Below are 13,186 nucleotides of genomic sequence, written 5' to 3' on the forward strand. Positions count from 1 at the left end.
CATTCAGGCCATGCGTTCCACCTCCATGCAACGGGAATTTTCGCCATGAGCGCCGCCTCGATCGCCAGCTTCGTCGTCTTCCTCGCCATCGTCTTCGCCGTCGCGATGAGTGGCGCGATCTTCAAGCCGGGGCCCTGGTACCAGGCGCTCGACAAGCCCGGCTGGACGCCGCCCAACTGGGCGTTCCCGGTGGTCTGGTCGGCGCTCTACGTGATGATCGCGGTCGCCGGCTGGCGGGTCTATGAAGAGGCAGGACTCCTGGTCCTCCCGTTTGCGGTCTACGGGCTGCAGCTCGTCCTCAATGCGGCGTGGTCGGCCTTCTTCTTCGGCATGCGCCGCCCCGATCTCGCCTTCGCCGACGTCATCGCCATGGCGCTGGTGATCGCCCTCAATATCGCGCTGTTCTGGCCGATCGACGCCATCGCAGCCCTTCTGCTCGTGCCCTATCTCGCCTGGGCCTGCATCGCCGCCTGCCTCAACTATTCGGTCTGGCGGCGCAATCCGGATGCATTCCGGGCCGCGCGGGTGGCGGGCTGACCAAAGCCGCGAATGCCTGGAGCATCGCCTCGGCCGTCTGCTGCGGCGCCTCCTCATGGGCGAGGTGGCCGAGGCCGGCAAGCGTCACCACCTCGGCCTCGCGCACCATCCTGGCGACCCGGTGCGACACCTCCGGCGGGATCGCGCGATCGCGCGATCCGACGACGAGGGTCAGCGGGACGGCGAGCCGGGGAAGGTCCCGTTTCAGCCCGTCGAGGTCCCAGTTCGCCATCATCGACAATGCGCCCTCGACATGGGCGGGAGAGGCGAGAAGCCGCTCGTAATAGGCGACGCCCTCGGACGGAATCCGGGAGCCGGTGCTCTCCATCAGCCGTGCGACAGCGTTGCCGTGGCGCGCGCGCCAGGAGAAGAAGCGCGGCGCGACCGGGTTGAGGAAGAGAAGTTTCGCAAGCCCCGGAAAGAGATGCGCGGCGACGCCCGGAAACGGCAGCAGTGCGCCGTTCAGGGAGACGATCTGCCGCGGCGCGATCTTTCCATCGAGCGTCATGCGCAGGATGACGGCGGCGCCCGCCGAATGGCCGGCCGCAAACGCCGGCTCGATGCCGAGCCGGTCGAGCGTTTCGGCAAGACAGTCGCGCATGCCGGTGATGGTGCTGCCCCGCCCGCGCGGCCGGCCGGAAAAGCCGTGCGAGGGCAGGTCGATCATGACGACGCGGTAGCTGCCGGCAAGGCGCGGCGCGAGGTCGCGGAAGGAATGGGTCGAGGCGCCGGTGCCGTGCAGGAGCAGGAGCGGCGGTCCCTCTCCGAGGATCTGCACGTGGATGCGCGTTCCCGCCGCCGCGACGAAGCGGCTCGCCTCCGCATGCGGCCAGCTTCGCCTTTCGCGCTCGAAGTCGAGGGGCCGGCTCATCCGGTTGCCGTCCCCCCGCCCGGCCGGCGCTCCCGGCCAGATGGCCGGGCGACCGCGCCGACCGCTTCCGACAGCGCTGCGGAATCGGCCCGGGGCAGGGCCAGATAGGAGGCGCCCATGGCGTCCGCGAGATCGCGGGCCGCCGGCCCCGGGCGCAGCGACAGGTCGATCACCAGCGCGGCGACGCCTGCCGACCGCACCGCGGCGGCCGCTGCCTTCGCGTCGGCCATTGCGGCGGGTCGGCCGGCCGCCCCGTCCCGGCCGATATTGGCCCGCCCATCGGTCAGGAGCGCGATCAGCGGCATTCGGCCGTCCCGGGCCGAGGCCTTGGCGAGGCCGAGCGCGGCCGAGATTCCGCTTGCCAGAGGAGTGCCGCCCCCGGCGGGAAAGGCCGCGAGGCTGCGCTTGGCCCGCGTCAGCGAGCGGGTCTCGGGCAGGAGCACCTCGGCCCGCGTGCCGCGAAAGGCGACGAGCGCCACCCGTTCGCGCCGGATATAGCATTCGGCGAGGATCCGCTCGACGGCGCCCTTGGCCTCGGCGAGGCGGGCGAGCGCCGCCGACCCCGATGCGTCCACGGCGAAGATCGTCGCGGTCTCGGTCTTGCCGCGGATGCGCCGCACGCGGATGTCGGCGGCGCGGATGTCGAGCCTGCCGCTCGCCGCGCCGGGCCGCTCGCTACGCCGGAGCGGCTGCCAGGGCGCCGCGGCCCGCAAGGTCGCCACGAGGTCGAGCCGGTCGCGGCGCGGGTCCCCCTCGCGCACGCCGATCGTGCGGCCCCGCCTTGCCGCTTTCGCCGCGGTTCCGGCCCGCCCGCCGCCCCGTCGCATCGGCGCCGGGCGCATCAGTCCGGCGAGGCGCTCCAGAAGGTCCGGCGGCAGGAATGCCTCCGCCGCCTCCACCGTCATGTCGCCCGGCGTCTCGCCGACGGTGATCTCCGGTTCCTCGTCGTCATTCTCGGCGTCCGGCGGATCGGGTGTTTCGGACGGCGGATCGGCGGCATCGGTCTCGGCCTCCGTCTCCGCTTCGGCCTCGCTCTCCTGCGGAGCGGCCGGAAGCTGCGTGGCGCGCGGCACGAGGACGTGGCGGATCGCGAGGTCGAGATCGTCCTCCTCGACGCTCGTCCGCCCGGCAAGCGCCGCTGCGGCCCGTGCCGCCCGAAGCGCCTGGCCGGGCGCTCTCAGCGACATGATGCCGAGGGCGATCGCCGCCTGGCAGAGGAGCGTGATCGCGTCCTCCGTCGCGGTGACCCGCGACAGCAGGGCGCGGGCCGCCGCCACGCCTGCGGCCCCGGGGCCGGCATCGGCGACCTGTCTCGGATCGGCGCCGTCGAGATCGGCCCAAAGGCCGAGCCGCTCGACCAGTGCCGGCGGCGGGGCCTCGTCCGGCTCCATGCCCTCGTCGAGAGCGAGTACGCCGATCCGGGCCGGCGCTTCCTGCGAGAGCCCCTCGCGCTCCTGCCGGATCAGGCCGGTGTCGAGCGCATGGGCGAGGAGAGCGGCGGTTTCCGGCCGCATGCGCTCCGCCATCGCGGCGACGACGATGCCGCCGTCGCAGGCGGCCAGCAGCCCGCGTTCGGCGATTGGACGCCTTGCGGCGAGCGATGCCGCGATGTCGAGGCCTCCGATCAGCGCGGTCTCGCTTATCGCGGCCGGAATGCGCCGGAAGGGCCGGTCGGCGGGAAGCAGGACGTGAAGGCGAGCGAGCGCGGTGTCGCGGGCGAGGCCGGCCCGAGCCGACAGTCTGAGCCCCAGGCGGGGATCGACGGCAAAAAGTGCTAGGGCCGTCAGCGCGTCCCGGAAGAGGTCGGCGGGTTCGGCGTTGCCGCTCACGCCGCCTCGAGTTCGACGACCGCCCGTTCGACGCGTGAGGTGGATCCCGCCTCGTCGAGCGGATCGCGCCGCAGCCGGTGCGACAGGGCGATCGGCGCCAGCCGGGCGAGATGGGTCCACTCGACGCTGACGTCGCCCTCGAGCGCTGCGAGCGCCCGGGCCGCCCGCATCAGGGTGAGCTCGCCGCGAAGGCCGTCCGTGCCGAGCCGGATCGACAGCTGCGCGGCCTTTTCGAGCGTCGCGTCCGGCACCGCGACATCCGCCAGCCGGTTGCGGGCGCTGAGGATCGCCTCGCGGACGGCGGCGTTCTCCGCTTCGAACGTCGCGGCGAACCCGGCCGGATCGCGCTCGAACGCGTCGCGTCGCTTGACGACGGCGATGCGGGTCGCAAGGTCGATCGGCGTCGTCACCTCGACGGAGAGGCCGAAGCGGTCGAGAAGCTGCGGGCGCAGCTCTCCTTCCTCCGGATTGCCGCTGCCGATCAGGACGAAGCGGGCAGGATGGCGCACGCTGAGGCCCTCCCGCTCGACCACGTTCTCGCCGGACGCCGCAACGTCGAGGAGGAGGTCGACCAGATGGTCCTCCAGGAGATTGATCTCGTCGATATAGAGGAAGCCGCGATGCGCGCGGGCCAGGAGCCCCGGCTCGTAGCGCTTCTCGCCGGCGGCGAGCGCCCGCTCGAGATCGAGCGCGCCGACGATGCGGTCTTCGGTCGCGCCGAGCGGCAGGTCGACCACCGGCACGGCGAGCGCCCGGTCGTCGATCGATTCGCCGCCCGAAAGGCGCGCGCTGCAGGCTTCGCAGGCCTCGTCCGGCCGCGCCGGGTCGCAATGATAGGCGCAGCCCGAGGCCCGCATCTGGGGCAGGACCGCCGCGAGGGCCCTGACGGCGGTGGATTTGCCGGTGCCGCGGTCGCCGAAGACGAGGACGCCGCCGATCGCGGGATCGACGGCGGCGATGGTCAGCGCCAGCTTCATCTGGTCCTGGCCGACGATGGCGGAGAAGGGAAAGGCGATCCTCATAAGCGCAGGCTAGCCGCTTTGCGTCCTCATGCAAAGCTGTGGCGCGGCGCTCGAAACGCGCGGCATCTCGTGCTAGCTCGCCGGACGAGGGTGCGGCGCGGCCGATTTGGGCGATCCAGCCGCCCGGGAGTCGAAGAAAGCGAGTAAGATGCAGTTCGCCAGCTATCCAAGTCTTCGAGGCAGGAGCGTCGTCGTGACCGGTGGCGCGTCGGGGATCGGCGCCGAGATGGTCCGCGCCTTCGCCGAACAGGACGCGAAGGTCGGCTTCGTCGATCTCGACGCCGAGCGCGGCGAGGCGCTGAAGGACGAACTCGGCGGGGCCGGGCGGCGCGTGGCCTTCGAGCCCTGTGACCTGCGCGACATCGCCGACCTGCGCCGGGCCTTCGGGGCACTCGACGCCGCGAACGGCCCGGCGACCGTGCTCGTCAACAATGCCGCGCGCGATGATCGGCACGGCTGGGAGAGCGTGACGCCGGACTATTTCGACGAGCGGATGGCGACCAATCTGAAGCACATGTTCTTCGCCATCCAGGCGGCGGCGCCGGGCATGATCGCGGCCGGCGGCGGGTCGATCGTCAACATGGGCTCGAACTCCTGGTGGGAGGCGGGCGGCGGCATGCCGGCCTATACGACCGCCAAGGCGGCCGTTCATGGCATGACCCGCTCCTTCGCCCGCGATCTCGGGCCGCACCGCATCAGGGTGAACACGGTGGTTCCCGGCTGGATCATGACCGAACGCCAGAAGGAGCTCTGGGTGAGCGAGGCGGCGATCGAGAAGCATCGCGCCCGCCAGTGCCTGCCGGATTTGATCGAGCCCGTGTTCGTGGCGCGGATGGTGCTGTTCCTGGCCTCCGACGATGCGGCGATGTGCACCGCCAACAACTACATGGTCGAAGCCGGCTCGATCTGAGCCGTCCGCCACCGCCCGTCCGCAGGAGAAGTCCTTGATCAAGCTCGCAACCCTCATCGCGATCGCGCTCGAAGGCGGGCGCGAGGTCATGACCGTCTACGGAACGGAGTTTTTGGCGAAGACCAAGGCGGACGCCTCGCCGGTGACCGAGGCCGATCTTCGCTGCGAGCGCGTCATCCTCGACCGGCTGGCGGAGGCGGCGCCCGGGATCCCGGTGGTGGCCGAGGAGGCGGTGGCGGCTGGGCGCGTGCCGGAAAGCGGCGAGACCTTCTTCCTCGTCGATCCGCTCGACGGCACCAAGGAATTCGTCAAGCGCAATGGCGACTTCACGGTCAACATCGCCCTCGTCGAGGCGGGCGTCCCGGTGGCCGGCGTCGTCTATGCGCCGGCAGCCGGCCAGCTGTGGACGGGCTCGCGAGACGAGGGCGCCTTCCGCGCCGACGTCGCGAACCACCTTGCCGGAGACCTCGAGCCGATCAGGACGCGCAAGGCGCCGCCCGCGCTGATCGCCGTCGGCAGCCGCTCGCACGGCTCGGCCGAGACCGCCGAGTGGCTCTCGCGCCTTGCCGTCGAGCACTTCGTCTCGCGCGGCTCCTCGTTGAAGTTCTGCATTCTCGCCAGCGGCGAGGCCGACATCTATCCGCGGCTCGGGCGTACCATGGAGTGGGACACGGCGGCCGGCGACGCGGTGCTGCGAGCGGCGGGCGGCATCGTCACCACGCTTGACGGCGCGCCGCTTTCCTACAACAAGCGCGGCCAGTCCGACGACGCCGACTTCGCCAACCCGCATTTCGTCGCCTATGGCGACCCTCGGCTCGCGCAGCGCTGATCCGATAAGGGCGCTGCGCTTCGGTCAGGCCTCGAAATCGAGAAGGGCGCGGAAGAAGCGCATCACCGCGGCGATCTCGTCGTCGGACAGGGTCGTGCAGGCGGCCTGCAGCCGGTCGCGCAAGTGCTTGTTGTCGTCGAGCACCGGCCCGGCCCGTTCTTCCACCAGATGGATGATGATGCCGCGCCGGTCGGCGGGATTGCGGCGACGCTCGATGAAGCCCTCGCGCTCCAGCCGGTCGAGCAGGGCCGTCGTCGCCCCGGTCGACAGGTTGACGTGCTCGGCGACCGACTTGGCATTTGCCGGCCGTTCACACTCCTTGAGATAGGTAAGGCACATCAGGTCGGTGAGCGCGAGCCCGAACTTTGCCGCCAGTTCCCGGTCCAGCGTGACGGCCGTGCGGATCACCTCCTTGAACAGGCGGCCGAGTTCGCCGTCGGCGCCGGCCTGAGGATATGAGGCTCTTGCAGGTGCCGGCTGGCGGCGGCTCATTGACCGGTCCTTCCTTCTGTTATATCTCGATCATAAAGTAATTTGATCGATAAGCAAACTGGACGGTGCCGTCCATGCCCTTTCGCCTTTCTTCCGAGCGCCCCCGTCGCCTCTTCGTTCCGCTGGCGGTGTGCGTCTGCGGACTGCTTTCGGCCTGCTCGCAGCAGGAGACGCCGCCGGCGCCGCCCGAGCCTGTCGCCTACGTCACCGCCGAGCCGCAGAGCTACGGGCGGACGATCGCCCTGACCGGCGAGATCGTCGCGCGCTACACCTCGACCTACGCCTTCAAGACCAGCGGGCGCGTCACGAAGGTCGCCGTCGATGTCGGCGATCATGTCGAGCCGGGAACGGTCCTCGCCGAGATCGATCCGACCCAGCAGCAGGCAGACGTCGCGGCAGCCAACGCCTCGGTCGATTCCGCCAAGGCGCAGGTGAGCCAGGCGAGCGCCGCCTTCGAGCGTCAGAAGCAGCTTCTCGCCAAGGGATTCACCACGCGCAGCGAATACGATCAGGCCGAGAAGGCGCTGTCGGCTGCGAGCAGCGCTCTGGACACGGCGCAGGCCGATCTGACGACGGCGCGGACCAATCTGTCCGACACCGTCCTGAAGGCCGACGCTTCCGGCGTCATCACCAGCCGCAGCGTCGACGAGGGCCAGATGGTGAGCGCCGCGCAGGCGGCCTTCGGCTTCGCCCGCAGCGGTGCCAAGGATGCGGTCTTCCAGATACAGGAGCAGCTCCTGATCGGCTCGAAGAAGCCGGAATCGATCAAGGTCGCGCTGGTCTCCGACCCGTCAGTCACCGCGATCGGCCATGTGCGGGAGGTCTCGCCGCTGATCGACACCAGCACGGGGACGGTTCAGGTGAAGCTCGGCCTCGACAACCCGCCGGACGAGATGACGCTCGGTTCGGCCGTGGTCGGAAGGGATGTCCGCCAGGCGGCGAAGGACGCGATCTTCCTGCCCTGGAACGCGCTGATGGTGAAGAACGGCAAGCCGGCCGCCTGGGTCGTCGGCCAGGACGGCAAGGCGACGCTGAAGCCGATCGAGGTGGAGGCCTATCAGACGGCCCGGATCCTCGTCAGGGACGGCATCGAACCCGGGGACCGCGTCGTCACCGACGGCTCGCAGCTGGTCCGTCCGGGGCAGGCGGTCGACCTGGTTCCGGCAAAAAGCGAGGCGCGCTGATGGTCAGGCCCCTGCATTTCGTCCCGCTTCTCGCCGCGCTCGCATTTCTGTCGGCCTGCAGCGGCTCCGGAAACGACGAGGCCGGCGCCCCTGAACCGCCGCGCCCGGTGCTGACGAGTGTCGTCGCTCCGACCGATCCGCAGGTGCTCGGCTATTCCGGCACGATCGCGCCGCGCTACGAAAGCGCCCTCGGCTTCCGCTCGCTCGGACGGATCGTCTCGCGCGAGGTCGACGTGGGCGACCGGGTCGAGGCGGACCAGCAGCTCGCCGCGATCGATGCCGAGACGCTCGGCGCCGACGTGCGCTCGGCCAAGGCGCAGCTCGCCAATGCCGAAATCCAGGATCGCACCGCCAAGGCCAGCCTGCAGCGGGCGCAGGCCTTGTTCAACGACAACAAAACCGTCTCGCAGTCCGATCTCGACAGCGCGCGGCAGAGTGCGAGCGCCGCATCCGCCGAACTCGTCAGCGCCAAGGCGCAGCTTGCCAAGGCGGAGAACGCCCTCTCCTATGCCGTGCTGACCGCGCCGTTCGCCGGCGTGATCACCGAACGCGACGCCAATGTCGGCCAGGTCGTGGCAGCCGGCGAGACCGTGATGAAGCTCGCCCGGACCGACCAGCTCGAGGCGGTGGTCGACATTCCGGCCGCCGAGGTGAGCGGGCTTTCGGCCGGTTCGCCCTTTGAAATCGTCCTGCAGATCGCGCCGGCGCTCAAGGTGGCGGGCAAGGTCCGCGAGATCGCGCCGCAGGCCGATGCGTTGACCCGCACCAACCGGGTGCGGATCCTGCTCGACGATCCGTCGGAGGCCTTCCGCATCGGCGCCCTGATCACCGCCATCCCGGCCGAGCGAGCCAAGCAGCCCGTCGTCCTCGTGCCGCAAAGCGCGCTCCTGGAGGAGAACGGCAAGACCTTCGTGTGGACCGTCGATCCCGAGACGAAGACCGTGCACCGCCAGCTGGTCGAGATCCATCGCGACGCGGGCGGGCGTATCATACTCGAATCCGGCGTCGAGACCGGGTCCATCCTGGTGACCGCCGGCGTCCACAGCCTGAAGGAGGGGCAGGCGGTATCACTTCCGGAGGGGCTTTCCTCGTGAGGTCGTTCAACCTTTCCGACTGGGCGCTGCGTCACCGCTCGCTGATCTGGTTCTTCATGCTGGTGGCAGTGATCGCCGGCACGCTGTCCTATCTCAATCTCGGCCGCGAGGAGGATCCGAACTTCACCATCAAGACGATGGTGGTGTCGGCGGCCATGCCCGGCGCGACCGTCAGCGAGATGACGAAGCAGGTCACCGACCGCATCGAGAAGAAGCTGCAGGAGCTCGACAGCCTCGACTACACGCGCTCGATCACCACGCCCGGCCAGACCGTCGTCTTCGTGAACCTTCTGCCGACGACCAAGGCCGGAGCGGTGACCGGCATCTGGACCAAGGTCCGCCACATGATGTCGGACATCCGTTCGAGCTTTCCCTCGGAATTCCAGGGCTTTTCCTTCAACGACGAGTTCGGCGACGTCTACGGCAACATCTATGCCTTCACCTCCGACGGCATCTCGCAGCGCCAGCTGCGCGACTATGTCGAGGACGTTCGCACGCAGCTCCTGCAGCTGAAGGAGGCCGGCAAGGTCGAACTCGTCGGCGCGCAGGACGAGGCGATCTACATGGAGTTCTCGCTGCGCAAGATCGCCGGCCTCGGTCTCGACCAGCAGTCGATCATCAACACGCTGCAGGCGCAGAACGCCATCGCGCCGTCGGGCGTCATCCAGTCAGGGCCAGAGCGCATCATCGTGCGCGTCTCCGGCCAGTACACGTCCGAGAAGAGCCTCGAAGCGGTCAATCTCCGGGTCAACGACCGCTTCTTCAAGCTCAGCGACGTCGCCACCATCACCCGCACCTACCAGAACCCGCCATCCTCGCTCTTCCGCTTCAACGGCCAGCCGGCGATCGGGCTGGCGGTCGGCATGCGCCAGGGTGGCAACATCGTCGACTTCGGCGAGGCGCTGAAGACGGAGATGGAGCGCATTGTCACCGAACTGCCGGTCGGCGTCGGGGTCCATCAGGTTGCGGATCAGTCGGCGGTGGTGGAGGAATCGGTCGGCGGCTTTACCCAGGCGTTGTTCGAGGCGGTCGCGATCGTCCTTGCGGTCAGTTTCGTCAGCCTCGGCTTCCGGGCCGGCTTCGTGGTGACGCTGTCGATCCCGCTGGTGCTCGCCATGACCTTCATCGGTATGGAGTATGCGGGGCTGACGCTGCAGCGCATCTCGCTCGGCGCGTTGATCATCGCGCTTGGCCTGCTCGTCGACGACGCGATGATCGCGATCGAAACCATGGTCTCCAGGCTCGAGATCGGCGAGAGCCGCGAGAAGGCGGCGAGCTTCGCCTGGACCTCGATCGCCTTCCCGATGCTGTCGGGCACGCTGGTGACGGTGGCGGGCTTCCTGCCGATCGGCTTCAACAATTCCAATGCCGGCGAGTACACCTTCTCGCTCTTCGTCGTCATCGCGATGGCGCTGCTCCTGTCCTGGGTCGTGGCCGTCCTCTTCACGCCGCTGATCGGCGTCATGATCCTGCCGAAGTCGATGCACCGGCACGATGCCAGGCCGGGCCTGGCGCGCCGCTCCTTCGAAGGCGTGCTGCGGACGACGATGCGCTTCCGCTGGATCACCATCCTCGTGACCGTCGCCCTCTTCGCCGTCTCGATCTACGGCATGAAGTTCGTCCAGCAGCAGTTCTTCCCGTCCTCGGACCGGCCCGAGCTCGTCGTCGACTTCACGCTGCGCCACAACGCCTCGATCGAGGACACGAAGGCGCAGATGGACAGGCTGGAGACGATCTTCGCCGGCAATGACGACATCGACCACTGGAGCTCCTATGTCGGACGCTCGGCCGAGCGCTTCATCCTCGCCTACGACGTCCAGCCGTCGAATCCGTTCTTCGGCCAGGTGGTGCTGGTCACCAAGGATCTCGAGGCGCGCGAGCGGGTGCGGGCCGCGATCCAGAAGTTCGCGCGCGAAGATCTCGTCGGCACCGACGTCTACGTGAAGAACCTCGAACTCGGTCCGCCGGTGGGGCGTCCGGTGCAGTACCGGCTCGGCGGGCCGGATATCGAAGTCGTGCGCGACAAGGCCCGTGAGCTTTCGGCCATCATGGCCAGCGACGAACGACTCACCTCGATCGTCATGGACTGGAACGAGCCGGCGCGCGTCTTGAAGGTCGAGATCCTGCAGGACAAGGCGCGCCAGCTCGGCATAACCTCGCAGGAGATCGCCTCGCGGCTGAATTCGGTGCTGGACGGCACGACCATCACCAACATCCGGGACGGGATCTATCTTGTGCCGGTCATCGCCCGCGGTGCGAAGTCCGACCGCGATTCGATCGACGCGATCCAGAACCTGCAGCTGACGAATTCCGAGGGGACTGCTATCCCGCTCGCGAGCCTCGTCTCCTTCGGCTACACCTACGAAGATCCGATCATCTATTCGCGCTCGCGCATCCCGACGATCACCATCAGCGGCGCGATCAACGGCCGGGCCCAGCCGGCGACGATCGTCGCGTCGCTGGCGCCGAAGATCGCCGATTTCGAGAAGGCGCTGCCGCCCGGCTACAAGGTCGAGGTCGGCGGTGCGGTGGAATCGAGCCAGGAGAGCCAAGGACCGATCGCCGCGGTCGTGCCGATCATGCTGATCGCCATGCTGACGCTGATCATGATCCAGATGCAGAGCTTCCGCGCGATGCTGGTCGTCCTGTCCGCCGCCCCGCTCGGCCTGATCGGCGTCGTCGCCGCGCTCGTGCCCTCCGGTGCTCCGCTCGGCTTCGTGGCGATCCTCGGCGTGCTGGCGCTTGTCGGCATTCTGATCCGCAACTCGATCATCCTTGTCCACCAGATCGACGTGCTCAGGGAGGAGGGGATGCATCCCTGGCTCGCCGTCTTCCGGGCGAGCGAGATGCGGGCGCGGCCGATCCTTCTGACTGCGGCGGCGGCGAGCTTCGCGCTGATACCGATATCGCGCGAAGTGTTCTGGGGCCCGATGGCCTATGCCATGATGGGCGGCATCATCGCGGGGACGCTGATCACGCTCCTGTTCATCCCGTCGCTCTATCTCGTCGTGTTCCGCATCAAGGCGCCCCGCGAAGGGGAACTGGAAGCCTTGAGCGCCGCCGACGACCCGCAGACCGCGCCGGCCTAACGGGCGGTTGGACTGCAGGCCCAGAGCCTTTCGCGACGAAGCGGAGAGGCAGTAGAGCGCGCGCGCGAGCGCCCAGCACGTCAGACCCACGGGCCGGTTGCGACCAATGGTTCCCCCTGCGGCCGGAGGTTCTGTGATCTCCGGCGCTCCGGCGTCCCCGCTGCCGATCTCCCAGCCGGCGCCGGGCCGGTCCAGCCGGCTGCGAAAATTTGCCGGCGAGGGGATCTGGACAGGCCTGATCATATAGTAATACTAATCCACGCCCGATCGGTGGAGGCCGATCGCAACCGGATCACTGGGAGGAATTTCATGGCAATTCGCAGCATGTTCGCTGCCGCGACGTTCGCGGCTGGCCTCATGGCCTCGTCCGCCTTGGCGGCCGATATGACTGTCGGCTTTTCGCAGATCGGCTCGGAGTCGGGCTGGCGCGCAGCGGAGACGACGCTGACCAAGCAGCAGGCCGAAGAGCGCGGCATCGATCTGAAGTTTGCCGACGCACAGCAGAAACAGGAGAACCAGATCAAGGCGGTCCGCTCCTTCATCGCCCAGGGTGTCGACGCCATCCTGCTCGCTCCGGTCGTCGCGACGGGCTGGGACCAAGTTCTGGGCGAGGCCAAGGACGCCGAAATCCCGGTCGTGCTGCTCGACCGGACGGTCGACGCCCCGGACGATCTTTACCTCACGGCCGTGACCTCCGATCTGGTTCACGAGGGCAATGTTGCGGGCCAGTGGCTCGTCGACGCCGTCGGCGACAAGCAGTGCAACGTTGTCGAGCTGCAGGGAACCACCGGTTCCTCGCCCGCAATCGACCGCAAGAAGGGCTTCGAGGAGGCGATCTCCGGGCATGACAATGTCAAGATCGTCCGTTCGCAGACCGGCGACTTCACCCGCACCAAGGGCAAGGAAGTCATGGAGAGCTTCCTGAAGGCGGAGAACGGCGGCAAGGACATCTGCGCGCTCTACGCCCACAATGACGACATGGCGGTCGGCGCCATCCAGGCAATCAAGGAAGCCGGCCTGAAGCCGGGCTCCGACATCCTCGTCGTCTCGATCGACGCGGTCCCGGACATCTTCCAGGCCATGGCCAATGGCGAGGCGAACGCCACCGTCGAGTTGACCCCGAACATGGCCGGTCCGGCCTTCGATGCGCTGGAGAAGTACAAGGCCGACGGCACCATGCCGCCGAAGTGGATCCAGACGGAGTCGAAGCTCTACACCCAGAAGGACGACCCGATGAAGGTCTACGAGGAGAAGAAGAACCTCGGCTACTAACAGCCTGACGTTCGACGCCGCCATCCGGAACGCTCGGATGGCGGCGGATTTCTTCCG

At 68.5% G+C, this 13,186-nt stretch carries 11 protein-coding genes; 7 read left to right on the forward strand and 4 right to left on the reverse strand.

The features are described 5' to 3' along the window. The first annotated feature begins 45 nt into the window (after positions 1-45). A complete protein-coding gene (locus LH400_RS16855; protein WP_229154037.1) occupies positions 46-537 on the forward strand; it encodes a TspO/MBR family protein in 492 nt (163 codons plus the stop codon). On the opposite strand, the gene bchO is transcribed toward LH400_RS16855, so the two are convergent. The 3 genes from bchO to bchI are packed head-to-tail and all read right to left on the reverse strand — an operon-like array spanning position 476 to position 4,259. Continuing rightward, complete coding sequence (bchO, locus tag LH400_RS16860; RefSeq protein WP_229154039.1) at positions 476-1,408, reverse strand: alpha/beta fold hydrolase BchO; 933 nt, start codon at positions 1,406-1,408, stop codon at positions 476-478. The genes LH400_RS16855 and bchO overlap by 62 nt on opposite strands. Beyond that, positions 1,405-3,237, reverse strand: coding sequence for a magnesium chelatase subunit D (locus LH400_RS16865; protein WP_229154042.1), 1,833 nt, complete (start codon positions 3,235-3,237; stop codon positions 1,405-1,407). The genes bchO and LH400_RS16865 overlap by 4 nt, the downstream gene beginning before the upstream one ends. Further along, on the reverse strand, positions 3,234-4,259 hold the full coding sequence (gene bchI, locus LH400_RS16870; protein WP_229154044.1) for a magnesium chelatase ATPase subunit I: 1,026 nt from the start codon (positions 4,257-4,259) through the stop codon (positions 3,234-3,236). The genes LH400_RS16865 and bchI overlap by 4 nt, the downstream gene beginning before the upstream one ends. A gap of 148 nt (positions 4,260-4,407) precedes the next feature. On the opposite strand from bchI, the gene LH400_RS16875 reads away from it, so the two are divergent. After that, positions 4,408-5,169 (forward strand): SDR family NAD(P)-dependent oxidoreductase, encoded by a 762-nt coding sequence (locus LH400_RS16875; protein WP_229154046.1) that lies wholly within the window; start codon positions 4,408-4,410, stop codon positions 5,167-5,169. 34 nt (positions 5,170-5,203) lie between these two features. Continuing rightward, the gene (gene cysQ, locus LH400_RS16880) at positions 5,204-5,998 is read left to right on the forward strand and encodes a 3'(2'),5'-bisphosphate nucleotidase CysQ (RefSeq protein ID WP_255617680.1); all 795 of its coding nucleotides are present in this window, start codon (positions 5,204-5,206) and stop codon (positions 5,996-5,998) included. A gap of 24 nt (positions 5,999-6,022) precedes the next feature. Here the strand turns inward: cysQ and LH400_RS16885 are convergent, their stop codons facing one another. After that, a complete protein-coding gene (locus LH400_RS16885) occupies positions 6,023-6,490 on the reverse strand; it encodes a MarR family winged helix-turn-helix transcriptional regulator (protein ID WP_229154047.1) in 468 nt (155 codons plus the stop codon). 74 nt (positions 6,491-6,564) lie between these two features. Here LH400_RS16885 and LH400_RS16890 point away from each other — a divergent pair, with 74 nt between their 5' ends. The 4 genes from LH400_RS16890 to ytfQ all read left to right on the forward strand — a co-directional run bounded on the left by LH400_RS16890 (position 6,565) and on the right by ytfQ (position 13,129). After that, complete coding sequence (locus LH400_RS16890) at positions 6,565-7,674, forward strand: efflux RND transporter periplasmic adaptor subunit (RefSeq protein WP_229154049.1); 1,110 nt, start codon at positions 6,565-6,567, stop codon at positions 7,672-7,674. After that, complete coding sequence (locus LH400_RS16895; RefSeq protein WP_229154050.1) at positions 7,674-8,768, forward strand: efflux RND transporter periplasmic adaptor subunit; 1,095 nt, start codon at positions 7,674-7,676, stop codon at positions 8,766-8,768. Before LH400_RS16890 ends, LH400_RS16895 begins: the two co-directional genes overlap by 1 nt. Continuing rightward, positions 8,765-11,857: an efflux RND transporter permease subunit gene (locus tag LH400_RS16900; RefSeq protein WP_229154053.1), complete on the forward strand. Its 3,093-nt coding sequence runs from the start codon at positions 8,765-8,767 to the stop codon at positions 11,855-11,857. The genes LH400_RS16895 and LH400_RS16900 overlap by 4 nt, the downstream gene beginning before the upstream one ends. 309 nt (positions 11,858-12,166) lie before the next feature. Next, entirely contained in the window at positions 12,167-13,129 is a 963-nt protein-coding gene (gene ytfQ, locus LH400_RS16905) for a galactofuranose ABC transporter, galactofuranose-binding protein YtfQ (protein WP_229154054.1), read from the forward strand. Positions 13,130-13,186 lie beyond the last annotated feature (57 nt).

The organism is Jiella soli (assembly GCF_020615385.1).
Classification (GTDB): domain Bacteria; phylum Pseudomonadota; class Alphaproteobacteria; order Rhizobiales; family Rhizobiaceae; genus VKMB-3413.

Excerpts from the sequence above, each read along its gene's own strand:
- LH400_RS16855 (WP_229154037.1), top strand. The coding sequence starts at position 46 with ATGAGCGCCGCCTCGATCGCCAGCTTCGTCGTCTTCCTCGCCATCGTC.
- bchO (WP_229154039.1), bottom strand. The coding sequence starts at position 1,408 with ATGAGCCGGCCCCTCGACTTCGAGCGCGAAAGGCGAAGCTGGCCGCAT.
- bchI (WP_229154044.1), bottom strand. The coding sequence starts at position 4,259 with ATGAGGATCGCCTTTCCCTTCTCCGCCATCGTCGGCCAGGACCAGATG.
- LH400_RS16875 (WP_229154046.1), top strand. The coding sequence starts at position 4,408 with ATGCAGTTCGCCAGCTATCCAAGTCTTCGAGGCAGGAGCGTCGTCGTG.
- LH400_RS16885 (WP_229154047.1), bottom strand. The coding sequence starts at position 6,490 with ATGAGCCGCCGCCAGCCGGCACCTGCAAGAGCCTCATATCCTCAGGCC.
- LH400_RS16890 (WP_229154049.1), top strand. The coding sequence starts at position 6,565 with ATGCCCTTTCGCCTTTCTTCCGAGCGCCCCCGTCGCCTCTTCGTTCCG.
- LH400_RS16895 (WP_229154050.1), top strand. The coding sequence starts at position 7,674 with ATGGTCAGGCCCCTGCATTTCGTCCCGCTTCTCGCCGCGCTCGCATTT.
- ytfQ (WP_229154054.1), top strand. The coding sequence starts at position 12,167 with ATGGCAATTCGCAGCATGTTCGCTGCCGCGACGTTCGCGGCTGGCCTC.